Source organism: Gordonia sp. NPDC003429, assembly GCF_053588575.1.
The window spans coordinates 24,895-51,068 of record NZ_JBSFQF010000013.1; the positions used below are offsets into that span (position 1 = coordinate 24,895).

The following is a 26,174-nucleotide window of genomic DNA, read 5'->3' on the forward strand; positions in this document are numbered from 1 at the left end:
ACTCGCGCGTCGAGCGTGCCCACTCGCGCGTCGAGCGTGCCCACTTGGGCCCGGTCAACCGGATTCCGGGGACGCTCAACCGGATTCCGGGCACGCTCGACGGAATTCCGGGCACGCTCGACGGGATTCTGGGCACGCTCGACTCAGCTGGTCTGGGTGGGAGCCTGCTGCGTCTGGGTGGGGGCCTGCGGGTTCTGGGTGGGGGCCTGCGGGTTCTGGCCGTTCGGGGTCTGGCCGTTCTGGCCCATCCCCGGCATCTGCGGCATCTGACCGTTCGAGCCGCCGGGCAGTTGCCCGTCCATACCCGGACCGCCGTTCATACGCGGACCGCCGTTCATGCCCGGACCGCGCTGCCAGGAGTTCTGCGATCCGGACGAGTTCTCGTGCCCGACGACGTAGCCGGCACCGAACCCGAGCAGACCGAATCCGACGGCCAACCCGATGCCGCCGGCGATGATGGCGTTCTTGAGTTTGGCAGACACCGGCCCGAACCCGGCGGGCCCGGGCTGATAGGGCTGTGCGGGCTGATACGGCTGCTGATGGTTCGGATACGGCTCGGTGCTCTGCTGCGGCTCCGCGACGGTGACACCACCGGCGTCGGGATGCTCGGGCGTCGGGGAGGTGGGTGCGGACATCGTGAATACCCACTTTCGGCAATGTGGCTGGTAGAGATCCACAGTGCCGACGACGGCTTGTGCGGTACTGCCCGACTCCTTCGGGTTACCTGTGAGCGATCAGGCCGCACCCAATCGGGTCAACCGGCGGTGACCTGGTAGAACACGGCGGATGCTCCCGCCGCCGCGGCCGGCGACACCCCGACCTGCACCCAATAGGTGGTGGCGTCCTTGTCGGCGGAGAGCACCACCACCGACTGCCCGCCGTCATTGGTGCGCTGCGACTCGGAGTAACCGGCGTCGGTCAGGGTGCGCACCGCCTTGTCCAGAACGTTGGTGTCGGTGGCGGGCGCCTGGATGGTCAGCGTCCACCCCGACTTGCGATCCCCCTGCGCGCTCAGCGCGGTCCCATCGATCAGCGGCACCTGCGCGCGCGGGAAGTCGGCGGGCAGCGGCACACCCTTGATCTGGTCGGGCTCATCCGACGAGCAACCACCGACGAGGAGCGCGCAGGCGAGCGCAGCGACGACGATGCCGACGAACCGGAACATGGTTGCAACGGTAAAGTAGCGGCTGGGCCCAGGAGCCCACGACACCCCGCCGGAGACCGAAGACCCGGACGCAGAAGCCCGGACACACAGGCCGGGACCACGAAGACGGAGTGCCCTTGCTGATTGTGTTGGCCGGCTTGGTCGTCTGTGCGCTCATCGCACCTGCGATCATCCGCGCGATCGGTACGCGGGGCTTCTACGTGCTGGCGCTCGCACCTCTCGGCGGGCTGATCTGGGTCATCGCGAACTGGCCCGACGCGCATCAACCGGCCGACGTCGAAACGCTGAGCTGGGCGCCGACCCTGCACATGGACATCGTCCTGCGCATGGACACCCTCTCGGCCATCATGTCGGTGCTGATCCTGGGTGTGGGTGCGCTGGTGCTCTGCTATTGCGCCCACTACTTCGACGACGCGCGCCCGCGGGTCGCCGTGTTCGGCGGCGAGATGATCGCCTTCGCCGCCGCCATGTTCGGGCTCGTCACCAGCGACAACATGCTGGTGCTCTACGTGTTCTGGGAACTGACGACGGTCTTGTCGTTCATGCTCGTCGGGTTCTATCGCATCCGCGCGACAGCACGACGGTCGGCGACGCAGGCACTACTCGTCACCACCCTCGGCGGCCTGGCGATGCTGGTCGGCATCGTCATGCTCGGCGAGCGCAGCGGCAGTTACCTGCTCTCCGATCTGGTGGCCAACCCGCCCGACGCCGGCATCTACCTCGACGTCGCGGTGATCCTGGTGCTCGTCGGCGCGCTCAGCAAATCGGCCATCGTCCCGTTCCACTTCTGGCTGCCCGGCGCCATGGCCGCGCCCACCCCCGTCAGCGCGTACCTGCACGCCGCCGCGATGGTCAAGGCGGGCATCTATCTGATCGCTCGGCTGGCGCCGCCGTTCGCGGTGCTGACCAGCTGGCAGGTGATGGTGGTGGGTCTCGGTGCGTTCACGATGATGCTGGGCGGCTGGCGATCGTTGCGCGAACTCGACCTCAAACTGATCCTCGCCTTCGGCACCGTCTCCCAACTCGGCTTTCTCGCGGTGCTGTTCGGGATGGGCGACGCGAACGTCGCGATGGCCGCGCTCGCGATGCTGCTCGCGCACGCCATGTTCAAGGCGTCGCTGTTCATGGTGGTCGGCATCATCGACCACTCCACCGGCACCCGCGACGTCCGCAAACTCGCCCGCCTCGGCCATCGGCTGCCGTGGCTGGCCGTCATCGCCGCGCTCGCCGGCGCCAGCATGGCGGGTCTGCCGTTCACCATGGGTTTCGTCGGCAAGGAGACCGCGTTCGCGTCGGTCTGGGACACCGGATCGCTGCAGCCGTGGCAGGCGCACGCCGTCGACATCGTGCTGCTACTCGGCTCGGTGCTCACCTTCGCCTACACCTGCCGGTTCCTGTGGGGTGCCTTCGGCCGCAAGGTCCGCCACCTGCCCAGCCGCGCGGTGGCCCAGATGCATCCGCCCGGCGCGATGTTCTACCTGTCGCCGGCCGTCCTCGCGGTCCTCGGGGTGGTGACCGGGTTCGCCAGCCCACTGATCGGCGACGCCGTGGAGCCCTACGCGGAAACGTTGCCCACCTATGGACACAGCATCGAGCACCTGGCCATGTGGCACGGATTCGGGCTTCCCGTGGTGTTCTCGATCATCGTGATCGTCGGCGGCGCGGCGCTGTTCGTGCTGATCAGGCAGATGCGCGACCTGCTCTTCCGCTACCGGCCGCTGCTGAATGCCGACCGCATCTACGACGCCACCCTGCGCGGCGCCGACACCCTCTCACTGATGGTCACCCGCAACACCCAGCGAGGGTCGCTGCCGATCACGCAGGGTGTGATCCTGTCGACGACGATCGTGTTCCCGATCATCGTGCTGTTCCTCGGCGCCCGCGACCGGCTGACCCCGCGGGGATTCGATTCGGCGACACAACTGGTGGTCGGCGGCATCATGGTGGCCGCCGCGATCGCCGCCCCGATCCTGCGCAACCGGCTCGCGGCCACCCTCGTCGTCGGGGTCACCGGCTACGGCTGCGGCGTGCTGTTCGCGTTGTACGGCGCCCCCGACCTCGCGCTCACCCAGTTCCTGGTGGAGACGCTGACGCTCGTCATCTTCGTTCTGGTGCTCCGCAAGCTGCCCGCCGAACCCGAACCGCGCCACGCCACCGGCTTCAAACCGTTGCGTGCACTCATCGGCATCGCGTTCGGCACGATGCTCGTCGTGGTCGGCCTGTTCGCCGCGGCGGCGCGCACGGGACAGCCGCTGGCCGTCGACATCCCGGAGGCCGCCTACAAGTGGGGCCACGGGGCGAACGCGGTGAACGTGCTCCTCGTCGACATCCGCGCCTGGGACACCCTCGGCGAGGTCAGCGTGCTGATCGTCGCGGCCACCGGCGTCGCGTCGATGGTGTTTCGCAACCGCCGCTTCGGCGCCGCACCGCGGGTGGCCGACGCCGCACGACTCGTCGCGATCGCCAACGGTTCCGACGACGACGATCCGATCCCGCCCGACCGCACCACGTGGCTGCTCGGCAGCGAGTTCCGCGATCCCCGACACCGCTCGATGGTGTTGGAGGTGACCACCCGACTGGTGTTCCCGACCATGGTGGTGCTGTCGGTGTACTTCTTCTACGCGGGTCACAACTCGCCCGGCGGCGGCTTCGCCGGCGGTCTCACCATGGGACTCGCGTTGGTGCTGCGGTACCTCGCCGGCGGACGCTACGAACTCGGCGAGGCGCTGCCGGTGGAACCGGGCACCTTCCTCGGCGCGGGTCTGCTGATCTCGGCGGGCACGGCGGCCACGTCGCTGTTCCTGGGTGCGCCCGCGCTGTCCTCGGCGGTGTTCACCATCACCGTCCCGGTGCTGGGCCACATCAAACTGGTCACCGCGCTGTTCTTCGATCTGGGCATCTACCTGATCGTGGTGGGCCTGGTGCTCGACATCCTGCGCAGCCTCGGTGCGCGTCTGGACGTCGAGAACCCCGTGGCGGCCGGGTCGGTGCTGACCACGAGCGCAAAGGCGGGCTCGTGAACGTGAACCTGGGGCTGCTCATCGTGGCGGGCGTGCTCGCGGCGTGCGGCGCCTACCTCCTGATGGAACGCAGCCTGATCCGCATGCTGCTGGGGCTGCTGCTGTGCGGCAACGCGATCAATCTGATGATCCTGGTGATCTCCGGGGCCATGGGCGATCCACCGATCCTGGGCCGCGAATCGGAGAACCGACCACACGACGCCGACCCGCTGGCACAGGCGATGGTGCTCACCGCCATCGTCATCACCATGGGCGTGGCGGCGTTCATCCTCGCCCTGGTGTACCGCTTGTTCGTCCTCAACCGTGACGACGACGACCTCGAGGACGACACCGAGGACCGCAAGCTGCGCCACGGCGACCTGCGCACCGCACCCGACCGCGACCGCAGCGACGACCCGCTGACCGGCGCCGACACCGGCGCGGGCGACCTCTTCGACGACGAAGGGAACCCGCTGACCCCCGAACAGTACGCCGAAGTGCACCGGATGAAGATCGAGACCGACCTGATGCCGTCGGACAACGAGGTGATCGACGAGATCGGCCTCGAAGAGACCGACGAGTCCGGCGGTGACCGATGATCCCGCAACCCTCGTGGATTCCCGTCCTGATCGTCCTGCCCACCCTGGTGCCGCTGCTCGGCGCCGCCGTCACCCTGCTCGGTGGGCGACGTCCGCTGCTGCAGCGGATCGTGACCGTGTCGGCGATCTCGACCGCGCTCGCCGCGTCGGCGATGATGCTCTACCTGACCAACACCTACGGCACCTTTTCGGTGCGCATCGGCGGATGGGGATCCAAGGGCTTCCCGAACGGTCCGCTCGGTATCACCCTCGTCGTCGATCAGCTCGCGTCGCTGATGCTGGTGGTGTCCAGCACGGTGTTGCTGTGCGTGGTGCTGTACGCGATCGGGCAGGGTATCCGGGACGGCACGTCCGAGCAGCCGGTGTCGATCTTCCTGCCGAGCTATCTGATCCTGTGCGCCGGCGTGTGCAACTCGTTCCTCGCCGGCGACCTCTTCAACCTCTTCGTGTCCTTCGAGATCCTGCTGTCGGCGAGCTTCGTGCTGCTCACCGTCGGCGCGAGCCGCGAACGGGTCCGCGCGGGCGCCTCCTATGTGATGGTGTCGATGGTGTCGTCGCTGGTCTTCTTGTCCGGCATCGCGTTCGCCTACGCCACCACCGGCACCCTCAACCTCGCGGAGATGTCGCTGCGCCTCGACCACGTACCCGAGGGCACCCGCAACGCGTTGTTCGCGGTGCTGCTGGTGGCGTTCGGCATCAAGGCGGCGGTGTTCCCGCTCTCGTCGTGGCTGCCGGACTCCTATCCCACGGCGCCGGCACCGGTCACCGCGGTGTTCGCCGGATTGCTCACCAAGGTGGGCGTCTACGCGATCCTCCGATCGCACTCGCTGCTGTTCCCCGGCGGTTCGATGGACAACGTGCTGATGGTGGCCGGGTTGGTGACGATGATCGTCGGCATCCTGGGTGCGATCGCACAGTCCGACATCAAACGTCTGCTCTCGTTCACGCTGGTATCTCACATCGGGTACATGATCTTCGGCATCGCGTTGTCGTCGGTGATCGGGACATCGGCGGCCATCTTCTACGTCGCCCACCACATCCTGGTGCAGACCACGTTGTTCCTGGTGGTCGGTCTGATCGAACGGCAAGCCGGATCGGCGTCGCTACGTCGTCTCGGTGGTCTGATCGCCAGCCCGCTGCTGGCCGGGCTGTTCCTGATTCCAGCACTCAACCTCGGCGGTATACCGCCGTTCTCGGGTTTCATCGGCAAGGTGGCGCTGATCCAGGCGGGAGCCACCGACGGGTCGGTGCTGGCCTGGATTCTGGTGGCCGGGTCGGTGATCACCAGCCTGCTCACGCTGTACGTGATGGCGCGGGTGTGGACCAAGGCGTTCTGGCGGCCCCGGGCCGACGCACCCGAGGGCTCACTTGCCGACAGCACTCCGTCGGCGCTGATCGACGAGCGCTCCGACGTCGCCTTCGACGACCGCGAGGACGTGGGCCGGATGCCGGTGACAATGGTGGTGCCGACCGTGATCATGGTGGCCGCGGGCCTGGCACTCACCTTCTGGGCGGGCCCGATCCTCGGATTCACCGACCGCGCCGCCGCCGACATCACCGACCGCGGCGTGTACATCGAGTCCGTGTTGGGAGGTGGTGACCGATGAGCGACGACTCACCTCGCCCCACCCGGCCGACCCCGGTCCGCGCACCCGGCAAGGGCCCGGTGCGCTCATTCATCGTCAACGCCTGGCGGGTGTCGCTACTGTTCCTGTTCTGGAACACCGTCAAGGCGCTGGTCTGGTTGCGGGAGCACCTGCGTATCCCGTCGTGGCTCGGCAGCGACTCGCGTGAGGTCGCGGTGCGATTGTGGACCATCGCGTGGCTCGCCTTCGTGTGGGTGCTGCTGTGGGGCACGCTCTCGTGGGCCAACGTCATCGCCGGCGTGGTGCTCGGCATCGCCATCCAGCTGCTGCTGCCGCTGCCGCGGGTACCGGTGGAGGGCCGGATTCACCCCTTGTCGGTGATCCGGCTCGTCACCCGCCTGGTCATCGACTTCTTCGTGTCCAGCGCGCAGGTGGCGGTGGCCGCGCTGCGACCCGGCTACCGGCCGATGGGCGCGGTGATCCGGGTGCGGGTGGCCATCAAATCCGACATGGTGCTCACCCTGGCCGTGGACTATCTCAACCTCGTACCCGGGACGATGGTGCTGGAGATCGACCATCTGCGTCGCATGCTCTACGTGCACGTCTTCGACGTCCGCTCGGAGAAGAAGGTCCGCTCCTTCTACCAACAGATCGAGTTCGTCGAGCGCATGTTCATCAAGGCGTTCGAGCGTGACAGCGAGTGGCATCCGAGCCCGTATCACGGCATCGACGACAACTATCACCACGTTCGCGTCACCGAACGCATCGCGCTCACCGGGGAGGAGAACTCATGACGGTGGTGTGGTTCGTCGTCACCGGGTGCCTGCTCGTCGCGGCCGTACTGACCACTACGCGCATCCTGATGGGCCCGAGCACGCTGGACCGGGTGGTGGCACTCGACACCCTGATCGCGGTGGCGATGTGCGGTCTGGCGGTGTGGGCGGCGTACAGCCGCGACACCACCGTGGTGCCCGCGATCGTCGCGTTGTCGCTGGTCAGCTTCGTCGGGTCGATCGCCATCGCCCGCTTCCGCGTACGGGATGATCAGCAATGATCTGCGGGCCGGGGGTGGGCCGGTGGTAGTCGACATCGTCAGTTCGATCTTCTTGGTGACCGGCGCGCTGATGGCGTTGACCGCGTCGATCGGGGTGCTGCGGTTCCCCGACACGCTCAGCCGGATGCACGCCGCCACCAAACCGCAGACCTTCGGGCTGCTGCAGGTCCTGGTGGGCGCCTGCATTCGGCTCAGCGGCAGTGTCGACGTCGGGATGCTGATCCTCACCGGACTGTTCGCGCTGATCACCGCGCCGGTGGTGGCCCAGCGCATCGGACGGCTGGTCTATCAGGAGCAGCGGGCGCGCGACGGTCTGATCGCGCAGGATCAGTTGGAACGTGGGGATGTGGATTGAGCTCGGACTGTCTCGACACGGCTCCCGCGGCTCTTTTTCCTTCCCGCGTCGTCGATTACATGCGCGGGAAGGAATCAGAGGCGCGGGAGGACGACCGCACTCGCTGCTGACGTCCGTGCGTCGTGTCGCGCCCCCTCAGCCCAGCTCGTCGACCACCGAGGCCACCACGGCCCGCATGTCGCCGGTCTGCTCGTAGACCGCGCGCTGGCGCTGGTAGCTGGCGCCGCCGTCGGCGATGACGGCCACCCGCGCGAGTTCGTCGAGACAGCCCAGGTCGGCGGCCACCGGTTCCAGCCGGCGCAGCACGTCGGCGAGATCGTCGGTGACCAGCCGTTCGTTGCAGTGCGAGTCGAGGATGACGATCGCGTCGAGGCCGTAGCGGGCGGCCCGCCATTTGTTCTCCTGCACCAGCCACGGCGCCATCTGCGGCAGCGTCTCACCCGCCGACAACCTGCGGTCGAGGTCGACGACGAGGCAGTGGATCAACGCGACGATGCCCGACAGGTCGGCCACGTTGGTCATCCCGTCGCACACCCGGACCTCGATGGTGCCCAGGTGCGGTGACGGCCGGATGTCCCACCGGATCTCGTTGATGTGGTCGATGATGCCGGTGGTCTTCTGGTCGGCGACGAATCCCTCGAACTCGGTCCACGTCTGGAACTGGAACGGCAGCCCCGCGGTGGGTAGCTGCTGGAACATCATGGCCCGGTTGCTGGCGTAGCTGGTGTCCTGACCCGACCACATCGGCGACGACGCCGACAGCGCGAGCAGATGCGGGTAGTAGTTCAGCAGCGACGAGAGGATCGGCAGCACCTTGTCGCGGCGGTCGATGCCCACATGGACGTGCACGCCCCAGATGAGCATCTGCCGACCCCACCACTGGGTGCGGTTGATCAGTTCCGCGTACCGATGTCCCTCGGTGAGCAACTGCGTGGACCACTCGGCGAACGGGTGGGTGCCCGCCCCGTACAGGTCGACGCCGAGATCCTCGGTGAGCGTGCGGACCACGTCGAGGGTCGCCGACAGATCGTCGACCGCTTCGGCGGTGGTGGTGCAGATGCCGGTGACCAGTTCGACGGTGTTACGCAGCAACTCCTTGTGGATCTTGCCGCCGCGTTCCGGAAAGCGTTCGGCCACAAGGGAGAACAGGTCGGCAGCAGAGTTCGCGAGATCACCGGTCCGCTTGTCGGTGAGCGCGAACTCCCATTCGACGCCGAGGGTGGGATTCGGCGATCCGTGAAACTCGATGGACGGCGGCGCCACCGTTGGGGTCAGCCCTTGACCGTGATCACACCGCACGCGATCCGACTGCCGGCGTCACCGGTCTTGAGGGTCTCGGCGTCGGGTGCGGGGGCATAGCGATTGGGGATGTTGCCGAAGTTGTCCGGCTTCTCGTGGATGACGATGGCCTTGCCGGTGATCTGCTCGAGCGTCACCGCGTCGGTCGACGTGATGGTTTCGCCGGTGCCGTCGGCGAGGATGTTGATCGACACCAGGTCGCCACTGGACGGATGCGAGGTGTTGCCGTCGACCTGGAGGTGCCCGCCGGCCGAGGAGAACGGCTGGTCGCCCCCGGCGGTGCACACGCCGTTCTCGTGGATGTGCATTCCGTGGAAGCCCGCCGGAAGCCCCTTGGTGACGCGCACGTCGACCTTCACCGACGAACCCGACGGGGTGAAGGTGGCCTCACCCACGGTGTTGCCCTTGGTGTCGACGAGGTTCGCGACCGCGGTTTCCGCGCCCGATTTCGGGACCTGATCGGCATCGTCGACCTCACCGGGAGGTGCCTGGTTGCCGGTCACCACGGACGGGGTGGTGCCGGGGGCCGACGTGGAGGACTCGTCGACGGAGCATCCGGCCAGGGCCAGGCCGATCGCACCCGCCGAGGCGAGCACCGCGAGGGTGCGCAGCGTCGTCGTGCGAGGTTTCCTACTGCCGGTCATGTCGCTCCTATGAATCCGTTGTGGGTGAATCCGTTGTGGGCCGTGCGATGCGGCCGGGCGTGCACCCCGCCGGAAGAATAGTGTGTCCCGTTCACGCGCCGCGACTGGAGAAGGCCCCTCATCTCGTCACCACCACGACAGGTATCCCGTCGCGGCACATGGTGAACGACGAGGGACGCTCCTCGACGCTCGCGTCGTTGCCGAGCGCGTCGGCCACCTTCTTGGCTTCGGCCTGCTGGGTGGGATCGTCGTAGAAGATGGTGTTCTCGGTGAAGCTGCTCCCCGAGTAGTTCGTCGGGGTGGCGGTGCGAAAACCCTTCTGCTTCAGGTCATTGCTGACCTCGGACGCCAGTCCGGTGATCGACCCGGCGTTGATCACGCACAGGCGGGCGGCCCCGGCCGCCACGGACGGCGACGTGGCGGTGGGGGAAGCCTTCGGTGCGCTCGACCCGGCGGCCTCGAGTCCCTCGTCGGGATTCTGGCCGGACGTCGCCGCGGAGTGCCATCCCAGTGCCACGAAGACAATGGCCACGGCGATGAGCAGCATGGCACCGGCCCGCAACGGGAGACGATTCGGCTCGCGATCAGGGTTCATCACCGACGACCTTAACGCACGTCCTGCACCATGCCCCGACCAGCGTTCAGGTGATCTCGAACCCCAGGCGCCGCGCCGCGCGGGCCTTCTGCCGCGATGCGCGCAGCCTGCGCAGCCGCTTCACCAGCATCGGGTCGGCGGCCAGCGCCTCGGGCCGGTCGACCAGTGCGTTGAGCACCTGGTAGTACCGGGTGGCCGACAGCCCGAACAATTCCTTGATCGCCTCTTCCTTGGCGCCCGCGTACTTCCACCACTGCCGTTCGAACGCCAGGATGTCGTGCTCGCGACGCGACAGTCCATCCGGACCCACCTCGTGCGGATCCGTCGCGGCCTGTCCGGCGGCGGGGTCGGGTGTGGGGTGATCGCCCTGCTTCTGGCTACGCGCTGCTGCGCCGTCCATCTCGCTCCCTCAAGATCGCCCCCCGGTTGCGCCCCGGGATCTCTTCGACCAGTAACCCTTGCCGACCGCTGCCGCTCGCGTCGATGTGGAATGCGAATGACAGCGGTGTGGTTCGTAGCCATCTAACCACGGGGGCCGTGGGGAGCCGGTGTGACTCGCCCGGGCCGGCGCGGCCGCTCACCGGCGCGCAGTAATGTTGCATCCCATGCCTGTACTACCGATCTGCATCGTCGGCGAACCGGTGCTGCACCGGCCCACCGAACCGGTGCAACTCGACGCCGAGGGCCGCCCGTCGGCCGAGACGGTGAAGCTGCTCGACGACATGTACGACACCATGGACGCCGCACACGGAGTGGGCCTGGCCGCCAATCAGGTGGGTGTGGGCCTGCGGATGTTCGTCTACGACTGCCCCGACCGCGAGCGCACCGCCGGCGGGCGCCGGCGCGGCGAGGTGATCAACCCGGTGCTCGAGACCTCCGAGATCCCCGAGACCATGCCCGACCCCGACGATGACGTGGAGGGATGCCTGTCGGTGCCGGGAGAACAGTTCCCCACCGGGCGGGCGGAGTGGGCGCGCGTGACCGGTGTGGATCGCAGCGGCGAGACGGTGACGATCGAGGGACACGACTTCTTCGCCCGCATGTTGCAGCACGAAACCGGCCATCTCGACGGGTTCCTGTACGTCGACGTCCTCATCGGACGCAACGCGCGCGCCGCGAAGAAGGCCATCAAGAAGGCGGGCTGGGGTGTTCCCGGCCTCACCTGGCTTCCCGGGACAACCGCCGACCCGTTCGGCCACGACGACGACGTGGACTGAGCGCGACCAATGCCTGAGGGATCCGGTGCCGAGGGATCTTATGTCGGTGACCGTGTGGTGGTGCGGTACCGGCTCGGTGCCGGCGGTCCCGCCGACTGGCGACCGGCTCCCAATCCGGCACCGCGCACACCCGCCTCGCCCACACTGTCGGACGTCACCGGATTTCTCGTCGACGACGGCGACCCGCTGCTGATCTCCCGCAACGGGATCACCGAGTCGATACCGCGCGACGCGATCACCTCGGTGCGGCTGCTCACGGCCCGGCCGGTGCGCAACAGTGAGATCCGCAACCTGGAGTACGCGGCGGCGCGCGCCTGGCGGGGAATCGAATCCGAGTGGATCGACGGCTGGTTGGTGCGCGCGGGCGGCGGGTTCACCCGCCGGGCCAACTCGGCGGTACCCGCCGACCGTGCCGCGCGGGCAGATGCGGACACGCTGCGCCGGATCGGCGAATGGTATGCGGCGCGCGGGTTGCCCGTGCTGCTCGCCGCGCCCGACCGACTGGTGCCCACCGGCCACCTTCCCGGCGAGCCGGCGAGCGGAGTCATCCACGTCCTCACCCGGCCGGTGGACGGCTATCCGGCGGTGACGTCGGGGGCCGCGGTGGACCTTGCCGCGCAGCCGTCGCCGGCCTGGATACGCGCCTACGGCGGCGAGCGCGCCGACGCCGAGACGGTGACGCGGGTGGTCAGCGCCTCCGACGGGCCCGTGACCGTCGCCTCGGTCACCGACGGCGACGGCACCCTCGTCGGCACCGGGCGGGCGAGCGTGACCAGCGCGCCCGACGGCGCGCACCGGCTCGGCGTCACGGCGTTGTGGACGGCACCGGGCCGCAGGCGCAGCGGTATCGGCGACGCGATCATGTCCCGCCTGATCGGCTGGGGCACGGCGCAGGGCGCCACGGTGGTCTACGTGCAGACCGAGGTCGAGAACAGGGTCGCCGGAAACTGGTATCGCCGACGCGGTTTCGCACTGCATCACACCTACGAGTACCTGCGCATCACGTCCGGGACACCCTGATGCCCGCGCGCACACCGACCGTCGCCCAGCGTCGTCGGCAAGCCCTGATCACCGCCGTGGCGCTCGTCATCATCGGCGTGGTCGTGGCCATCACCTGGCTCATCGACCACTCCGGCGAACCGGGGTCCCCGACCGCGGGACAGACCACCACCGCACACACAGCACCGAACACCACAGGGCCCCACACCACAGGGCCCCACACCACAGGGCCGCGCACCAGCGGGACCACCACGTCGCCGCCGAGCACGGCGCCCTCGAGCGCGGTGCCGGCGCGGGTCACCCGCACGCTCGCGCTCATCGACGCCGGCGACTGGCCACCCGCCGACTCCCCCGGCACGCGTGGCGGCACCTCCTTCGGCAACAACGAAGGTCATCTCCCCCGCACGAACGCGTCGGGCACCCGGATCGCCTACCGCGAGTGGGACGTCAACCGCAAGAAGTCCGGTCAGGGCCGCGACGCCGAACGCATCGTCACCGGCAGCGATGGTTCCGCCTGGTACACCGCCGACCACTACAACACCTTCATCCTGATCCGGGGGCCCACATGACCGCCCACCACGACCGCACCCACAGCCCGATCACGTTGTCGCGCTTCCTCATCGGCGCTCGTCGCCACGGGCCCGCGGTGGGCGTATGGATCGAGGACACGTCACCGCCGCAGCCTGCGGGATTCGAGGTGCGCACCCTCGACGGCACGCAGATGAGCACGATCGCCGGCCTGTACGACGAGTACGCGCGCGGCTGGGATTTCCCGGACTACTTCGGGCGCAACAAGGACGCGTTCGACGACTGCATGCGAGACCTCGACGGCACCGCGCTCTCTGAGGGAACGCGCGCTCCCGCCGGGTACCTCACCGTCATCGACGACGCCGACCGCCTGCTCGCCGCCGCACCGGGCGAACTGCGCTGGTTCGGAGGGGCGCTGGGTCACTACCGGGATCACTACCGCGACAACGCGATTCCGCATGCCACGTTCGCCACGCTGCTGAGCGCACCGCCCGACCGTCGCAGGGCGCTGGAATCCCGCTGGCAGGACGCGCGAGTGGCGGTCACAGTCGTCGCAGGCTGAACCGCCTCGCGTCGTCACACCGTGGTCGTCGGCCGGGGCCGTCACACCGGGCAGGGAATCATCGCGTAGGCGGCAATGGTGCAGACGCTGGTGTTCGACAGCTTCCACTTGCCGTCCATCCACACCCAGCTCAGCGGCCGGTACCGCGATCCCTGCCCCACCAGCGACATCTGCAGGGTGGCATTGAGTGTGGTGCCGTTCTGGGTCACCGGCCCGATCACCTGATAGGAGAAGCCGGAGTTGCGATAGACGTTCAGCATGTTGGCCACCGCGTCGACCGGGGGCAGGGCGCGTTCGCCCGCCTGCAGTTCCGATGCCCGCGCGGCGCGCGGCGCACCGGTGTTCAGGATCAGCTTGATCTTGGTGTTCAACTGCCCGGTGTTCAACTGCCCGGTGTTCAACTGCCCGGGGGTCAGCGGGGCGGGCGCGGCGCCGGCCTGCGGAGTCTGTGCGGCCGGCGCCTGTGCGGGTACGCCGGGGGCGGGTGCCGGGGCGGGACCACTGTCACCTCCGCCACCACTTTGGGGCACCTGTTCGGCCGCCGGCGCCGGCGCGGCGGCCGGACCGGAACCGGGGGCAGGCGCCGCACCGGGAGCTTGTGTCCCGGGCGCCTGCGCCGCGGGAGCCTGGGCACCGGGGGTCTGCTGCTGGGCGGCGGCACCGAGATTCACCACCGTGGGGACCTGCGCGGAGGCGGAGTCGCCGGAGCCGTTCCCGGTGCCGAGCGCCACCCCCACCACGCCGATCGCGACGATGAGTACGGAAACCAGCGCCGCAACGCCCGCCGAGGCGAGAACCGTGGACACATTCACCGCCGCACGACGAGGCGGCGTCGTGCCCGGGCCGGTGCCGTCGGGTTCACTCACTGGTCGGCGCTCCTCGATCCCGAGAACAGAAACCACACGTGCGCCTCAGGATAGGCTCACCTCAGTCAGCGAACAACGGCAGCCCGCCGGTCAGACCGGCGCGAGCGCCACCACACCCGGATGGGCATCGATGTAATGCCTGGTGAACGTGCAGATCGGCCGAATCCGTGCTCCCTGCTCACGGGCGTAGGCGATCGCGCTTCGTGTGAGTCCGGTGGCCAGACCGTGGCCGGTGTATTCGTCGTAGAGCACCGTGTGCAGCACGGTCAGCGTGGTCGCGCCGTCCACCGTCTCCGTGGAGTAGCCGAGGACACCCACCAGGTCGCCGGCCACCCAGAGTTCGAACCGATCGCGGGTGGGATTGTGCACGACCTGCGAGATCTGTTGCAGGATCGACCGGGCCGACTGGGGCGGTCGATGCCGATATTTCCGGTGCATGGGTTTCCCCTCAGGGCTCGAAGGACGCGACGAAACGACGGGCCACGGCGACACGAGCGATTCCCCGGCGCACGTACCTCTTGTGACCGCTGTCACAGTAGCCTACGGTCCCGTAACCCTGTGGGGCAACACCTCCACGACACCGGCTTGGGTCCGATCCGTAACCGACCCGAGAGGATCGGCCTGCCCGCGGCTACCATGGCAACTACACCAACTGAATCGACGCGGGGGCTCTCCCGAACCGAGGGCTGAGAGGGCGGCAGGCGGCCGCCGACCGCCTGAACCTGTCCGGGTAATGCCGGCGTAGGGAGACCTCATGGGCACACGTGTATTCACCGACCGATCCGTCGACACCGCCATCCTCACCACCGGCCCCATCGCGGGCAGCACCAAGCACTATCTCGACGTCGACGGCCTGCGCGTGCCGCAACGCCGCATCCACCTGACCAACGGCGAGCACCTCGACGTCTACGACACGTCGGGCCCCTACACCGACGCCGGCGCCACCATCGACGTGGAGGCGGGACTGCCACCCACCCGCGACAGTTGGCGACGGCCCGAGCCGGTCGACGGGGCGGCCACCCAGCTGGCCTGGGCGCGCGCCGGGATCATCACCGACGAGATGGCCTTCATCGCCGCCCGCGAGAACGTCGACGCCGGGGTGGTGCGCACCGAGGTGGCCGCGGGCCGCGCGGTGATCCCGGCCAACCACCGCCATCCCGAGTCGGAGCCGATGATCATCGGCAAGGCGTTCGCGGTGAAGGTCAATGCCAACATCGGAAACTCGGCGGTCACCAGCTCGATCGCCGAGGAGGTGGAGAAGATGGTGTGGGCCACCCGCTGGGGTGCCGACACCATCATGGACCTGTCCACCGGCGACGACATCCATCTCACCCGCGAGTGGATTCTGCGCAACTCGCCCGTGCCGGTGGGTACCGTGCCGATCTATCAGGCGCTGGAGAAGGTGAAGGGCGATCCCACCCGGCTGACGTGGGAGATCTACCGCGACACCGTGATCGAGCAGGCCGAGCAGGGCGTCGACTACATGACGGTGCATGCGGGAGTACTGCTGCGTTACGTGCCGCTCACCGCACGACGGGTCACCGGCATCGTCTCGCGCGGCGGATCGATCATGGCGGCGTGGTGCCTGGCACATCACCAGGAATCGTTCCTCTACACCCATTTCGACGAGCTGTGCGAGATCTTCGCCCGCTACGACATCACCTTCTCGCTGGGCGACGGGCTGCGTCCCGGGTCGATCGCCGACGCCAACGACGAGGCGCAGTTCGCCGAGCTGCGCACCCTGGGAGAGCTCACGGCGATCGCGAAATCGCATGGCGTGCAGGTGATGATCGAAGGTCCGGGACACATCCCGATGCACAAGATCGCGGAGAACGTGCGGCTCGAGGAAGAACTGTGCGATGAGGCGCCGTTCTACACCCTGGGACCGCTGGCCACCGACATCGCACCCGCCTACGATCACATCACCTCGGCGATCGGTGCCGCGATGATCGCACAGGCGGGTACCGCGATGCTCTGCTACGTGACCCCGAAGGAACACCTGGGTCTGCCCGACCGCGACGACGTGAAGGTCGGTGTGATCACCTACAAGATCGCCGCGCACTCGGCCGACCTGGCCAAGGGGCATCCCCGGGCGCAGGAACGCGACGACGCATTGAGCAAGGCGCGCTTCGAGTTCCGCTGGACCGATCAGTTCAACCTGGCGCTCGACCCGGACACCGCGCGGGCCTACCACGACGAGACGCTGCCCGCCGAGCCGGCCAAGACGGCCCACTTCTGTTCGATGTGTGGACCCAAGTTCTGCTCGATGCGGATCTCCGCCGACGTCCGCGCCTACGCCGAGGAACACAACCTGGTGACCGCCGAAGACATCGACCGGCGGCTCGCGGAGGAGATGGCCGCGAAGTCCGCGGAGTTCGCCGAGGCCGGCAACAGGGTCTACCTGCCGATCGACGCCCCATGAGCGCACCGCCCCTGCTGCCCACTGCCGCACCCGGCGACACCCCGGTGCGGGTGATGACCATCGCGGGGTCGGATTCCGGTGGTGGCGCGGGCATTCAGGCCGATCTGCGCACCTTCGCGCTCCTCGGTCTGCACGGCCTGGTGGCAGTGACCGCGGTCACGGTGCAGAACTCGTTGGGGGTCAGCCGCTTTCAGGCGATCGAGCCGGATGTGGTGGCCGCCCAGATGCGCAGCGTGGTCACCGACATCGGCACCGGCGCGGTCAAGACCGGCATGCTCGCGTCGGGTGCGATCATCGAGGCGGTCGCCGAGGTGTGCACCGACCTCGGCATCGGGCGCGGCGGTTCGGTGCCGCTGGTGGTCGACCCGGTGTGCGCGTCCATGCACGGCGATCAGTTGCTGCCCGACGACGCGCTCGATGTGTTGCGGCGCAAACTCTTCCCGCTTGCGACGGTGGTCACCCCGAACCTCGACGAGGTGCGACTTATCACCGGCATCGAGGTGATCGACGCGCAGACCCAGCGTGCGGCGGCCCACGCCTTGCACGACCTCGGTGCGCAGTGGGCACTGGTGAAGGGCGGTCACCTGCGGTCGAGCGAGCTGAGCCCCGATCTGCTCTTCGACGGCACGCAGGTGGTCGAGTACACCCGGCCGAGGATCGACACACCGCACGATCACGGTGCCGGCGACACCCTTGCCGCGGCCGCCGCATGTGCACTGGCACACGGATATTCGGTGCCGGATGCGGTGGGCTTCGCGAAGGAGTGGGTCACCCGCGGATTGCAGGCGGCCTACCCGCTCGGCGCGGGCCACGGCCCGGTGAACCCGTTGTGGCGGGTCGCGGTGCCGTCGACCCCCGCCGAGTAGGCGGCCGTCGGGCTCACTTCTGCCAACCGATGTCCTGCACCGGGCCGATGAAGAACTGGCCCGCACCGTAATTGGCCAGTCCCTGCTTCACGGCCACCATCGACGGCCCGTTGAACAGCGGGAGATCCGAGTACTGTCCGAAGGCCTCGCGTTCCACCTTGTTCCCGGCCTCGATCTGCGCCGTCGGGTCGGGGATCCGGGCCACCGCGCGGATCTTCGCGTCCAGTTCGGCGCTACCCGCGCCTGCCTTGTTCAGCTCCGAACCCTTGCACCACACCTGGCACAGGTAGGCCATGCCGTACGGGTCGGTGGATTGGAAACCCATCAGGAAGATGTCGAACTCGCGGTTCACCACGATCTTGGAGAACTCCGCGCTGCCGCGGGATTGGATGTTGACCTGCACCCCGATCGACTTGAGCATCGCCTGCAGCGAGCGGGCGACATTGGTCACCGTCGGCGAATCGCCCGGAATCGGCAACGTCAACGCGAGCTGTTGCCCGTTCTTGGAGCGGATTCCGTCGGGGCCGGTCACCCATCCCTGCTCGTCGAGCAGCTTCTTCGCGAGGTCGGGGTCGTGGTCGATCACGCCGGACACGTTGTCGGAGTAGCCGGGCTGGAACGGGAACAGCGCGAACGAGCCGGGCAGCTTCTCGGAGTAATTGAGACCCGTGAAACGCACCTTGGCCAGCGTCGCGCGATCCACTCCGGCCAAGACCGCGTGACGCACCTCCGGCGAGGTGAGCGCCGGGGTGTCGAGGTTGACCACCATCAACGAGTTCGACGGTGCGGCCGAGCTGCGGATGTCGATGCCCTGCATCGTCTTCACCTGTGCCAGATTCTCTTTCGTGGACACACCGATGGCGTCGAGTTCGCCGTTGCGGAAAGCGTTGATCGACGCCTGATCCTCGAGCTGGCGGAACACGCGCCGGTCGAGCTTGCCGGGATCGCCCCACCACTTGGCGTTCCGTTCGAACACCACCACACCCGTTTCGGGATTGTAGGACCGCAGCGTGTAGGGCCCGGCGCCCCATTCCGGGTGCGGCTGCTGGATGTAGGCCCTGTTGAACTGTTCGGCGCTGGCCACCTTGGGGTGCACCAGATAGTTGAACAGACCGTTGGGCCACGCCCACACGCCCTTGAAACGCACGACGGCCTGCCGGTCGTCGACACCGCGGGTCACCGACTCGATCTGGTCGTATCCGTCCGACGAACCCACCACGTACGACGGGTCGGTGCCGCGATCGGCCACCCAGGTGTTGACGAAGGCACGGTAGTCGATGGGGGTGCCGTCGTTGTAGAAGGCCTTCGGGTTGATGGTGTAGGTGACCACCGTCTTCCCGTTGTCCAGCCCGGTCTGCACATTGGTCAGATAGTCACGGTTGAACGAGTAGGTTCCGTCGGGTGTGAAGAATGCCAGGGTCGGGTTGTACCAGCGCCACAGCGTGGTCGTAAAGGCCGTACTGTCGGCATGGAAGATATTCCACTGCGGTGACACCTCGGGGAGCGCGGTGGTCAGTGTGCCACCGTCGCGCAGGTTCTCCCGCGGTTGCGGATTGAGTTGGGCACCCGAGGTTTTCGGTGCGGTGGTCTCCTCGTCTCCCGACCCGCAACCCGCGACGAGTGCGATCATCGTCGCGATCAGCGCGACGACGGCGAGTCGAACGAGGACGAGTGGGGTGGATCTCTGACGTGTCACCGTGCAACCTCCTGGGTTGATACAGAACTGGTGGAAACAGAACCGGGGTCGAGAAAATGGCAGGCAGCCCGGTGGCCGGGCTCGTCGGGGTGTCCGGGTTCGTCTGGGTGTCCGGGTTCGTCTGGGTTCCCGGTCGCCCGCAACCCGGGAATCTCGGTGCGGCACCGGCTGCGGCGTTCGTCGTCGAGTAGCGCGTAGCGCGGACACCGGCCGGCGAAGGCACAGCCCGCGTACACCGCGGTGGGTGAGGGCTGTTCGCCGGTCAGCAGGATAGGGATGCGGGCGCGCTCGATCACGGGATCGGGGATCGGCACCGCCGACAGCAGCGCCTGCGTGTAGGGGTGTGCGGGTGAACCGAAGATCTCGTCGGTGTCGCCGACCTCCACGAAGGCACCCAGGTACATCACGGCCACTCGGTCGGCGACTTGACGGATCACCGAAAGGTCGTGTGCCACGAGAAGATAGGCGATATCAGAGTCGGCCTGTAACCGCTCGATCAGATTGACGATGTCGGCCTGCACGGACACGTCGAGCGCGGAGAGCGGCTCGTCGAGGATCACCAGTGCCGGGTCGGTCACCAGGGCGCGCGCGATCGCGATGCGCTGGCGCTGGCCGCCGGAAAAGGCGGTCGGGTAGCGGTCGGCGTGCGCGGGGTCCAGGCCCACCCGCCGCATGAGCCGGTCCACCCGGACGGCGGTGTCCGCACGCGACAAACCCAGTGCCCGTAGCGGTTCGGCGATGATGTCGAAGGCGGTGAACCGCGGGTCGAGGGCGCTGGCCGGGTCTTGGAAGACCATCGACATCCGGCGGCGCAGCCGTCGTGCCTCCCGCCGCGACACGGTCGCGGGGTCGATGCCCTCCACCCTCACCACACCCGCCGGCTGGGTGAAGTCCATCAGTTCGAGCAGCGTCGTGGACTTTCCGCTGCCCGACTCACCGACGATCGCGACGGTCTCGCCGGCGCGGATGTCGAACGACACTCCCGTCACCGCCCGCACCGCGCCGACCCTACGACGCAGGAATCCCGATGTCAGAACGAATTCCTTGCGCAGTCCGCGCACCGTCAGCACCGGCTCACGCGCGTCCCGCGACGAGGACGCCTGCGCCGCAGACGAAGTGACGGCGGAGGCGACCCCGGCGGAAGCGCCCGCACTGGCGAACACCGGCACCCTGGCGATCGCCGCCGCCGAGATCTCCTGCGCGCGTATGCATGCGGCGGTGTGCCGGGCCCCGACCTCGACGAGCGCCGGTTCGGAATCGGTGCACGCGTCGATCACCACCGGACAACGCGGGGCGAAGGGGCATGCGTCCGGCAAGTCGATCAGCAGCGGAGGTGTTCCGGGGATCGGCGTCAGCGCTTCGGCACGGCGGTCCACCCGTGGTACCGCACCGAGCAGGCCGATCGTGTAGGGCATGCGTGGGGCGGCGAACAACTCGCCGACGTCGGCGCGTTCGACGGCGCGTCCGGCGTACATCACCACGACGTCGTCGGCGGTGCCGGCCACCACCCCGAGGTCGTGGGTGATCAGCACCAGCGCCGCCCCGGCCTCGCGGCGGGCGGCCGCGAGCACCTCGAAGATCTGCGCCTGGATGGTCACGTCGAGCGCGGTGGTGGGTTCGTCGGCGATGATCACCGATGGGTCGTTGGCCACCGCCATCGCGATCATCACCCGCTGCCGCATGCCGCCGGACAGTTCGTGCGGGTAGGCACGGGCACGACGCGCCGGATCGGGGATGCCGACGAGTTCGAGCAGTTCCACCGCGCGGTCGGCGGCGCGGCGTTTCGACAGATCCTGATGCGCCAGAAGCGCTTCGGCGATCTGGTCACCGACGGTGAACACCGGCGTCAGCGACGAGAGCGGGTCCTGGAAGATCATCGCGATCTCGCTGCCCCGGATCCGCGACAACGATTTGTCGTCGAGCCCGATGAGTTCGCGGCCGCCCAGCCGGACCGACCCCGACACGCGGGCGGAGTCTGGGAGCAGTCCCAGCACGCCGAGTGCGGTGACCGACTTCCCCGACCCGGATTCGCCCACGATCGCGACGGTGGATCCCGCGGCCACGTCGAAGGAGACCCCGCGCACCGCCTGCACCTGCCCGGCTTCGCTGCCGAATTCGACGCGCAGATCACGCACCGACAGCACCGGGCCGGGGTCGGTTGTCCCGGCATCGGCGCTCACGAGCCCGCTCCCGCGGACGATGTGGGGTCGAGCGCGTCGCGCAGTCCGTCGGCGATCAACGCCATCGACACGGTGAGCAGCACCAGCGTTGCGGCGGGGAAGTAGAACAGCCACGGCGACGACGTGAGCGTCGCGGTGCCCTCCTGCAGCAGCGACCCCAAAGACACATCGGGGATCGCCACCCCGAGACCCAGGAACGACAGACCGGTCTCGGCGAGCACCGTGGCCACCACACCCAACGCGAAGTTGATCACGAGCAGCGACGCCAGATTGGGCACGATGTGGCGTGCGATGATCACCAGCGGCGGCTCACCCAGGTAGCGCGCGGCGCGCACGTAGTCGTTCTCCCGGATCGATTGCGCCATCGAATGGATCACGCGGGCCAGCATCATCCAGCCGGTGAGGGTGAGCACCACGATCAGCCAGCGCCAGTCGCCGCCGGTGCGGTTGGCGATGAGCGCCAGGATCAGGAACGTGGGCACCACCAGCAGCAGATAGAGCAGCGCGAGCACGCAACTCTGTACCCACCCGCCGAAATACGCGGCCGCGGCACCGACGAACGCGGCGATCGCGGTGGTCGCGACCGACACGGTCAGCGCGATCACCAGCGACCGTTGCAGTCCGTGCACCACCTGGGCGTAGAGATCGTTGCCGGCGTCGTTGGTGCCGAACCAGTGCTCACCCGACGGCGGCACACCGAGGGCGGCGAAGTCGACGTCGTAATAGGTGTAGTGGGTGAACACGCCGCCGAGCAGCGCGAACAGCACCAGCAGCACGAACACCGCGAATCCGCCCAGCGCGGTGCGATTGCGGGCGAAGCGGGTGGCCAGCAGTCGCATCCGGCCGCGGCGGCGACGGGCGACGGGCACGCGATTGCCGTCCCCGACCTGCTCGTCGAGCAGACCGCCCACCTCACCCATGACCGGTAGGTCGGCGGCGGGTTCACCCCTTCCCGAGGTCGGTGCGCTCATCCGATGCGCACCCGTGGGTCGAGGTACACCACGGCAAGGTCGGCGAGGATGGCACCGACCGCGGTGGCCAACGCACCGAAGGCGGCCACCGCCACCACGCCGTGCACGTCGTTGGTGGTGATCGAGGTGACGAAGTACCGGCCCATCCCCTCCCACCCGAAGATCGTCTCGGTGATGACGGCGCCGGTGAACACCGCCGGGATCGCGAATGCCACCCCGACGGCGACGGGAATGATCGCGGTGCGCAACGCGTGTCGGCGCACCGCGACGCCGCGCGTGAGTCCCTTGGCACGCGCGGTGCGGACGTAGTCGGCGTTGATGGTGTCGAGCAGCAGTGACCGCTGCAGCAGGTGCAGACCGGCGTACTGCACGATCACCAGGGTGATGGTGGGCAGGATGAGGTGTTGCAGGCGGTCGACGAGCGCGGGGAAGAAGCCCTCGACGCCCACAGCGGACGATCCGGAGACCAGGAACACGCTGTGTCCCAGGTTCTGGTTGATGGTGATGCCGATCAGCACCACCGCGAGTCCGGCGACGGCGACGGGGACGTTGATCATGACGATGGAGACGAACTGCCACACCCTGTCGGACAGCCGGTACTGGCGCAATGCGGTGTAGACGCCGAGTCCGATGCCCAGCAGTGTCGCGATGATCGTGGCGCCGGCCAGCAACTGCACCGACGCCCAGATCCGGAAGCCGATCTGCGCGTTGACGCTGGTGCCCACCGGTGTCGCTCCCCAATCCCAGTGCAGCATGATGTCGCGCAGCCATGTCCACCAGCGCGCCACGATGGGGGTCTTGTCGTTCAGGTTGTAGCCGGTCAGCGTCGTGTCGACCACCTCGGTCGGCAGCGGCGGCTTGCGTTGGGCGTAGTTGGATCGCGGATCGAGGAACCACGAGGCCAGGAAGAATGTCAGGTTGGTCGCCAGGAACACCAGCAGCGCCCACCCCGCGATGCGCTTGCCGAGGTACCCGATCATTCGGCCCATTCTGGCAGTGCCGGGCGGTGCTCGCGCGTCATCACCGCGACTCCCGTTCTTCGTGTCTTCGTGTGGCTGTCGTGTATTCGTCGTGTCGCCGCCGTGTCGTGGTCACCCCGACGCCGGGTCCGCGTCGGGGTGTGGCCGTAGTCTCCGTACATGGGACTGACGTATCTGATGGACATGGACGGCGTGCTGGTCAGCGAGGAGCACCTGGTTCCGGGTGCCGACGCCCTGATCGCCGAGCTGCGCGAGAACGCGATTCCCTTCACGGTGCTCACCAACAACTCGATCCGCACCGCACGCGACCTGCGCGCGAGGCTGCTGCAGATGGGACTCGACATTCCCGAGGACTCGATCTGGACCTCGGCGCTGGCCACCGCCCAGTTCCTGGACTCGCAACGCCCGAACGGCAGCGCCTACGTGGTGGGCGAGTCGGGACTGACCACCGCTTTGCACGACATCGGATATGTGATCACCGACGCCGACCCGGATTACGTCGTGCTGGGCGAAACCCGTACGTATTCGTTCGAGGCGATCACCACCGCCATCCGCCTCGTCGACCGCGGGTCCCGGTTCATCGCGACCAATCCCGATGCCACCGGGCCGTCGCCGACCGGGCCGCTGCCGGCCACCGGGGCGGTGGCCGCGATGATCGAGCGGGCCACCGGCCGCAAACCGTACTACGTGGGCAAACCCAACGCGCTCATCATGCGGACGGCGTTGCGCAAGATGGGCGCGCACTCGGAGGAGACCCTCATGATCGGCGACCGTATGGACACCGACGTCATCTGCGGGCTCGAAGCGGGGCTACGGACCATTCTGGTGCTCTCCGGGATCTCGACGGACGCATCGGTCGAGCGGTTTCCCTACCGCCCCACCAAGGTGATCAGTTCGGTCGCCGACCTCCTCGGCCGCACCGCACACCCCTTCGACGACGACGCCCCGCGGTCGATGTGACCGCGGGGCGTCGTGGCGTCGGAGCCGGGCTCAGTGGGCGAGCGCCTTGGCCTTGAGGCTTTCGAACTCTTCGGGCGAGATGGCCCCGGAATCCAGCAGCGCCTTCGCATCGGCGATCTGCTGCGTCGGCGACGCCGTACCCGCCACCGACTGGATGTACTTGTCGGTCGCGGCCTGCGCCTGAGCAGCCGCCTGAGCCGACCGCTCGGCCATGCCCCTACCGCGCCCGAGCAGATACACGATGGCCGTCAGATACGGGAAGATGATCAGGAAGATCACCCAGACCGCCTTCCACCAGCCGGACAGCTTATGGTCGCGGAACAGATCGGCGATGATGTACCACAGGACGATCAGGTAGGCGACGAACGCGAAGATCACGACCATCGTCCAAAGGAAGTTCCAGAACCCTTCCCACATGGGGTTTCTCCTTAAGAATCAGATGCGCAGTGCGCCGGCCAGCCATCTGGCCTTGTACAGCATTCCACATAATGTGATCCCGACGAGTGGTGGACAACGGATGCCACACATTTCCACCCGGAAGGGATGAGACAACGTGGTCACCCGTGGCGGGCACAATCGGGACATGACCATCGAACTGGGACTCGACACCTTCGGTGACGTGACCGACCCTTCCGATCCGGCCAGGACCGTCCGCGATGTCGTCGAGCAGGCGACTCTCGCCGACTCCGTCGGAGTGGACGCCTTCGGAATCGGCGAACACCACCGCGACGACTTCGCCATCTCCGCACCGGACGTCGTGCTCGGCGCGATCGCCGCACGCACCGACCGCATGCGCCTCGGATCGGCGGTCACCGTGCTGAGCTCCGACGATCCGATCCGGGTGTTCGAGCGGTTCGCCACCATCGACGCGTTGAGTTCGGGTCGGGCCGAGGTGACCCTCGGCCGCGGCTCGTTCACCGAATCGTTTCCGCTGTTCGGATTCGAACTCGAACAGTACGAGGAATTGTTCACCGAAAAGCTGGACCTGTTCACGCGGGTGCGCACCGGTGAGCCGGTCACCTGGTCGGGTGCGCTGCGACCCCCGCTCACCGACCAGCGTGTCTACCCGTCCTTGGCGAATCCGCCGCTGCCCACCTGGATCGCGGTGGGCGGCAGCCCCGAGTCGGTGGTCCGCGCCGCGCGATACGGCCTGCCGCTGATGCTGGCGATCATCGGTGGCGATCCGCTGCGCTTCGCGCCGTACGTCGACCTCTACCGCCGCGCGCTCGACCAGTTCGGCCATGCCACCGACCTGCCCGTGGGCGTGCACTCGCCCGGTCACGTCGCCGACACCGACGAGGCCGCCCGCGAACAACTCTGGCCGCACTACCGCGCCAACGTCGCCCGCATCGGCGCCGAACGCGGCTGGCCGCCGCCCACCCGCATCGAGTTCGACCGGTCCACCGGACCCGGCGGCTCGCTGTACGTGGGATCGCCGGACACCGTGGCGCACAAGATCGCGCACACCGCCCGCGCTCTCGGACTGAGCCGCTTCGACCTGAAGTACGCACACGGCCCACTCCCCCACGCCGACCTCATGCGCAGCGTGGAACTCTATGGCACGCAGGTGATTCCGCTGGTCCGGGAACTACTCGCGACGGACAGCCGCTGATCGAGCGTCCACCCGCTGA

At 68.1% G+C, this 26,174-nt stretch carries 27 protein-coding genes and 1 riboswitch; of the genes, 14 read left to right on the forward strand and 13 right to left on the reverse strand.

What is annotated here, in order from left to right; translation table 11 throughout:
* Nucleotides 1-143: 143 nt before the first annotated feature.
* Both ACWDSI_RS15530 and ACWDSI_RS15535 read right to left on the reverse strand, forming a co-directional pair.
* A complete protein-coding gene (locus ACWDSI_RS15530; protein ID WP_449757084.1) occupies nt 144-635 on the reverse strand; it encodes a hypothetical protein in 492 nt (163 codons plus the stop codon).
* A 119-nt stretch (nt 636-754) separates the two neighbouring features.
* Nucleotides 755-1,165 (reverse strand): hypothetical protein, encoded by a 411-nt coding sequence (locus ACWDSI_RS15535; protein WP_449757085.1) that lies wholly within the window; start codon nt 1,163-1,165, stop codon nt 755-757.
* 116 nt (nt 1,166-1,281) lie between these two features.
* Between ACWDSI_RS15535 and ACWDSI_RS15540 the strand changes: the two genes are divergently transcribed.
* From ACWDSI_RS15540 to mnhG, 6 genes are read left to right on the forward strand one after another with little or no spacing between them, the layout of a single operon-like run.
* Nucleotides 1,282-4,185 (forward strand): Na+/H+ antiporter subunit A, encoded by a 2,904-nt coding sequence (locus ACWDSI_RS15540; protein ID WP_449748724.1) that lies wholly within the window; start codon nt 1,282-1,284, stop codon nt 4,183-4,185.
* Entirely contained in the window at nt 4,182-4,763 is a 582-nt protein-coding gene (locus ACWDSI_RS15545; RefSeq protein ID WP_449748723.1) for a Na(+)/H(+) antiporter subunit C, read from the forward strand. Before ACWDSI_RS15540 ends, ACWDSI_RS15545 begins: the two co-directional genes overlap by 4 nt.
* Nucleotides 4,760-6,370: a Na+/H+ antiporter subunit D gene (locus ACWDSI_RS15550; RefSeq protein WP_449748722.1), complete on the forward strand. Its 1,611-nt coding sequence runs from the start codon at nt 4,760-4,762 to the stop codon at nt 6,368-6,370. Before ACWDSI_RS15545 ends, ACWDSI_RS15550 begins: the two co-directional genes overlap by 4 nt.
* Nucleotides 6,367-7,143, forward strand: coding sequence for a Na+/H+ antiporter subunit E (locus ACWDSI_RS15555; RefSeq protein ID WP_449757086.1), 777 nt, complete (start codon nt 6,367-6,369; stop codon nt 7,141-7,143). Before ACWDSI_RS15550 ends, ACWDSI_RS15555 begins: the two co-directional genes overlap by 4 nt.
* A complete protein-coding gene (locus ACWDSI_RS15560) occupies nt 7,140-7,403 on the forward strand; it encodes a monovalent cation/H+ antiporter complex subunit F (protein WP_449757087.1) in 264 nt (87 codons plus the stop codon). Before ACWDSI_RS15555 ends, ACWDSI_RS15560 begins: the two co-directional genes overlap by 4 nt.
* A 22-nt stretch (nt 7,404-7,425) precedes the next feature.
* Entirely contained in the window at nt 7,426-7,758 is a 333-nt protein-coding gene (gene mnhG, locus ACWDSI_RS15565; protein ID WP_449748719.1) for a monovalent cation/H(+) antiporter subunit G, read from the forward strand.
* Between the two features lie 135 nt (nt 7,759-7,893).
* Here the strand turns inward: mnhG and ACWDSI_RS15570 are convergent, their stop codons facing one another.
* From ACWDSI_RS15570 to ACWDSI_RS15585, 4 genes are all read right to left on the reverse strand, one after another.
* The gene (locus ACWDSI_RS15570; protein WP_449757088.1) at nt 7,894-9,021 is read right to left on the reverse strand and encodes a glutamate--cysteine ligase; all 1,128 of its coding nucleotides are present in this window, start codon (nt 9,019-9,021) and stop codon (nt 7,894-7,896) included.
* An 8-nt stretch (nt 9,022-9,029) separates the two neighbouring features.
* Nucleotides 9,030-9,701, reverse strand: a complete 672-nt coding sequence (locus ACWDSI_RS15575) for a superoxide dismutase family protein (RefSeq protein WP_449757089.1) — start codon at nt 9,699-9,701, stop codon at nt 9,030-9,032.
* 118 nt (nt 9,702-9,819) lie between these two features.
* Entirely contained in the window at nt 9,820-10,296 is a 477-nt protein-coding gene (locus ACWDSI_RS15580; RefSeq protein WP_449748716.1) for a LytR C-terminal domain-containing protein, read from the reverse strand.
* A gap of 46 nt (nt 10,297-10,342) precedes the next feature.
* A complete protein-coding gene (locus ACWDSI_RS15585; protein WP_449748715.1) occupies nt 10,343-10,696 on the reverse strand; it encodes a DUF3263 domain-containing protein in 354 nt (117 codons plus the stop codon).
* Between the two features lie 205 nt (nt 10,697-10,901).
* On the opposite strand from ACWDSI_RS15585, the gene ACWDSI_RS15590 reads away from it, so the two are divergent.
* The 4 genes from ACWDSI_RS15590 to ACWDSI_RS15605 are packed head-to-tail and all read left to right on the forward strand — an operon-like array spanning nt 10,902 to nt 13,602.
* Nucleotides 10,902-11,513, forward strand: coding sequence for a peptide deformylase (locus ACWDSI_RS15590; RefSeq protein ID WP_449757090.1), 612 nt, complete (start codon nt 10,902-10,904; stop codon nt 11,511-11,513).
* Between the two features lie 9 nt (nt 11,514-11,522).
* Entirely contained in the window at nt 11,523-12,533 is a 1,011-nt protein-coding gene (locus ACWDSI_RS15595) for an N-acetylglutamate synthase, CG3035 family (RefSeq protein ID WP_449757091.1), read from the forward strand.
* Nucleotides 12,533-13,081 (forward strand): ribonuclease domain-containing protein, encoded by a 549-nt coding sequence (locus ACWDSI_RS15600; protein ID WP_449757092.1) that lies wholly within the window; start codon nt 12,533-12,535, stop codon nt 13,079-13,081. The genes ACWDSI_RS15595 and ACWDSI_RS15600 overlap by 1 nt, the downstream gene beginning before the upstream one ends.
* A complete protein-coding gene (locus ACWDSI_RS15605) occupies nt 13,078-13,602 on the forward strand; it encodes a barstar family protein (protein ID WP_449757093.1) in 525 nt (174 codons plus the stop codon). The genes ACWDSI_RS15600 and ACWDSI_RS15605 overlap by 4 nt, the downstream gene beginning before the upstream one ends.
* Nucleotides 13,603-13,643: 41 nt before the next feature.
* Here ACWDSI_RS15605 and ACWDSI_RS15610 read toward each other — a convergent pair whose 3' ends face one another.
* Both ACWDSI_RS15610 and ACWDSI_RS15615 read right to left on the reverse strand, forming a co-directional pair.
* A complete protein-coding gene (locus tag ACWDSI_RS15610; protein WP_449757094.1) occupies nt 13,644-14,468 on the reverse strand; it encodes a hypothetical protein in 825 nt (274 codons plus the stop codon).
* A 90-nt stretch (nt 14,469-14,558) separates the two neighbouring features.
* Nucleotides 14,559-14,906 carry a GNAT family N-acetyltransferase gene (locus ACWDSI_RS15615; protein ID WP_449748709.1) on the reverse strand — a complete coding sequence of 116 codons (348 nt, stop codon included), beginning with the start codon at nt 14,904-14,906 and terminating at the stop codon, nt 14,559-14,561.
* A gap of 214 nt (nt 14,907-15,120) precedes the next feature.
* A riboswitch (TPP riboswitch) is annotated at nt 15,121-15,233 on the forward strand.
* Between ACWDSI_RS15615 and thiC the strand changes: the two genes are divergently transcribed.
* Both thiC and thiD read left to right on the forward strand, forming a co-directional pair.
* Entirely contained in the window at nt 15,223-16,890 is a 1,668-nt protein-coding gene (gene thiC, locus ACWDSI_RS15620; RefSeq protein WP_449757095.1) for a phosphomethylpyrimidine synthase ThiC, read from the forward strand. Its footprint overlaps the riboswitch before it by 11 nt.
* Entirely contained in the window at nt 16,887-17,756 is an 870-nt protein-coding gene (gene thiD / locus ACWDSI_RS15625; RefSeq protein ID WP_449757096.1) for a bifunctional hydroxymethylpyrimidine kinase/phosphomethylpyrimidine kinase, read from the forward strand. Before thiC ends, thiD begins: the two co-directional genes overlap by 4 nt.
* A 13-nt stretch (nt 17,757-17,769) precedes the next feature.
* On the opposite strand, the gene ACWDSI_RS15630 is transcribed toward thiD, so the two are convergent.
* The 4 genes from ACWDSI_RS15630 to ACWDSI_RS15645 all read right to left on the reverse strand — a co-directional run bounded on the left by ACWDSI_RS15630 (nt 17,770) and on the right by ACWDSI_RS15645 (nt 23,583).
* A complete protein-coding gene (locus ACWDSI_RS15630; RefSeq protein ID WP_449757143.1) occupies nt 17,770-19,386 on the reverse strand; it encodes an ABC transporter family substrate-binding protein in 1,617 nt (538 codons plus the stop codon).
* A gap of 62 nt (nt 19,387-19,448) precedes the next feature.
* The gene (locus ACWDSI_RS15635; protein WP_449757097.1) at nt 19,449-21,632 is read right to left on the reverse strand and encodes a dipeptide ABC transporter ATP-binding protein; all 2,184 of its coding nucleotides are present in this window, start codon (nt 21,630-21,632) and stop codon (nt 19,449-19,451) included.
* Entirely contained in the window at nt 21,629-22,603 is a 975-nt protein-coding gene (locus ACWDSI_RS15640) for an ABC transporter permease (protein ID WP_449748705.1), read from the reverse strand. The genes ACWDSI_RS15635 and ACWDSI_RS15640 overlap by 4 nt, the downstream gene beginning before the upstream one ends.
* On the reverse strand, nt 22,600-23,583 hold the full coding sequence (locus ACWDSI_RS15645; protein ID WP_449757098.1) for an ABC transporter permease: 984 nt from the start codon (nt 23,581-23,583) through the stop codon (nt 22,600-22,602). Before ACWDSI_RS15645 ends, ACWDSI_RS15640 begins: the two co-directional genes overlap by 4 nt.
* A gap of 159 nt (nt 23,584-23,742) precedes the next feature.
* On the opposite strand from ACWDSI_RS15645, the gene ACWDSI_RS15650 reads away from it, so the two are divergent.
* Nucleotides 23,743-24,543, forward strand: coding sequence for an HAD-IIA family hydrolase (locus ACWDSI_RS15650; protein ID WP_449748703.1), 801 nt, complete (start codon nt 23,743-23,745; stop codon nt 24,541-24,543).
* 30 nt (nt 24,544-24,573) lie between these two features.
* On the opposite strand, the gene ACWDSI_RS15655 is transcribed toward ACWDSI_RS15650, so the two are convergent.
* On the reverse strand, nt 24,574-24,960 hold the full coding sequence (locus tag ACWDSI_RS15655; RefSeq protein WP_449748702.1) for an SHOCT domain-containing protein: 387 nt from the start codon (nt 24,958-24,960) through the stop codon (nt 24,574-24,576).
* Nucleotides 24,961-25,126: 166 nt separating this feature from the next.
* Between ACWDSI_RS15655 and ACWDSI_RS15660 the strand changes: the two genes are divergently transcribed.
* On the forward strand, nt 25,127-26,155 hold the full coding sequence (locus ACWDSI_RS15660; protein ID WP_449757099.1) for an LLM class flavin-dependent oxidoreductase: 1,029 nt from the start codon (nt 25,127-25,129) through the stop codon (nt 26,153-26,155).
* The last annotated feature ends 19 nt before the right edge of the window (nt 26,156-26,174 follow it).

What these genes read in the sequence shown, in the direction of transcription:
- ACWDSI_RS15530 (WP_449757084.1), bottom strand. Translation starts at nt 635, where the DNA reads ATGTCCGCACCCACCTCCCCGACGCCCGAGCATCCCGACGCCGGTGGT.
- ACWDSI_RS15535 (WP_449757085.1), bottom strand. Translation starts at nt 1,165, where the DNA reads ATGTTCCGGTTCGTCGGCATCGTCGTCGCTGCGCTCGCCTGCGCGCTC.
- ACWDSI_RS15550 (WP_449748722.1), top strand. Translation starts at nt 4,760, where the DNA reads ATGATCCCGCAACCCTCGTGGATTCCCGTCCTGATCGTCCTGCCCACC.
- ACWDSI_RS15555 (WP_449757086.1), top strand. Translation starts at nt 6,367, where the DNA reads ATGAGCGACGACTCACCTCGCCCCACCCGGCCGACCCCGGTCCGCGCA.
- ACWDSI_RS15560 (WP_449757087.1), top strand. Translation starts at nt 7,140, where the DNA reads ATGACGGTGGTGTGGTTCGTCGTCACCGGGTGCCTGCTCGTCGCGGCC.
- ACWDSI_RS15575 (WP_449757089.1), bottom strand. Translation starts at nt 9,701, where the DNA reads ATGACCGGCAGTAGGAAACCTCGCACGACGACGCTGCGCACCCTCGCG.
- ACWDSI_RS15580 (WP_449748716.1), bottom strand. Translation starts at nt 10,296, where the DNA reads ATGAACCCTGATCGCGAGCCGAATCGTCTCCCGTTGCGGGCCGGTGCC.
- ACWDSI_RS15585 (WP_449748715.1), bottom strand. Translation starts at nt 10,696, where the DNA reads ATGGACGGCGCAGCAGCGCGTAGCCAGAAGCAGGGCGATCACCCCACA.
- ACWDSI_RS15590 (WP_449757090.1), top strand. Translation starts at nt 10,902, where the DNA reads ATGCCTGTACTACCGATCTGCATCGTCGGCGAACCGGTGCTGCACCGG.
- ACWDSI_RS15595 (WP_449757091.1), top strand. Translation starts at nt 11,523, where the DNA reads ATGCCTGAGGGATCCGGTGCCGAGGGATCTTATGTCGGTGACCGTGTG.
- ACWDSI_RS15600 (WP_449757092.1), top strand. Translation starts at nt 12,533, where the DNA reads ATGCCCGCGCGCACACCGACCGTCGCCCAGCGTCGTCGGCAAGCCCTG.
- ACWDSI_RS15605 (WP_449757093.1), top strand. Translation starts at nt 13,078, where the DNA reads ATGACCGCCCACCACGACCGCACCCACAGCCCGATCACGTTGTCGCGC.
- ACWDSI_RS15615 (WP_449748709.1), bottom strand. Translation starts at nt 14,906, where the DNA reads ATGCACCGGAAATATCGGCATCGACCGCCCCAGTCGGCCCGGTCGATC.
- thiC (WP_449757095.1), top strand. Translation starts at nt 15,223, where the DNA reads ATGGGCACACGTGTATTCACCGACCGATCCGTCGACACCGCCATCCTC.
- thiD (WP_449757096.1), top strand. Translation starts at nt 16,887, where the DNA reads ATGAGCGCACCGCCCCTGCTGCCCACTGCCGCACCCGGCGACACCCCG.
- ACWDSI_RS15630 (WP_449757143.1), bottom strand. Translation starts at nt 19,386, where the DNA reads ATGATCGCACTCGTCGCGGGTTGCGGGTCGGGAGACGAGGAGACCACC.
- ACWDSI_RS15640 (WP_449748705.1), bottom strand. Translation starts at nt 22,603, where the DNA reads ATGAGCGCACCGACCTCGGGAAGGGGTGAACCCGCCGCCGACCTACCG.
- ACWDSI_RS15645 (WP_449757098.1), bottom strand. Translation starts at nt 23,583, where the DNA reads ATGATCGGGTACCTCGGCAAGCGCATCGCGGGGTGGGCGCTGCTGGTG.
- ACWDSI_RS15650 (WP_449748703.1), top strand. Translation starts at nt 23,743, where the DNA reads ATGGGACTGACGTATCTGATGGACATGGACGGCGTGCTGGTCAGCGAG.
- ACWDSI_RS15655 (WP_449748702.1), bottom strand. Translation starts at nt 24,960, where the DNA reads ATGTGGGAAGGGTTCTGGAACTTCCTTTGGACGATGGTCGTGATCTTC.
- ACWDSI_RS15660 (WP_449757099.1), top strand. Translation starts at nt 25,127, where the DNA reads ATGACCATCGAACTGGGACTCGACACCTTCGGTGACGTGACCGACCCT.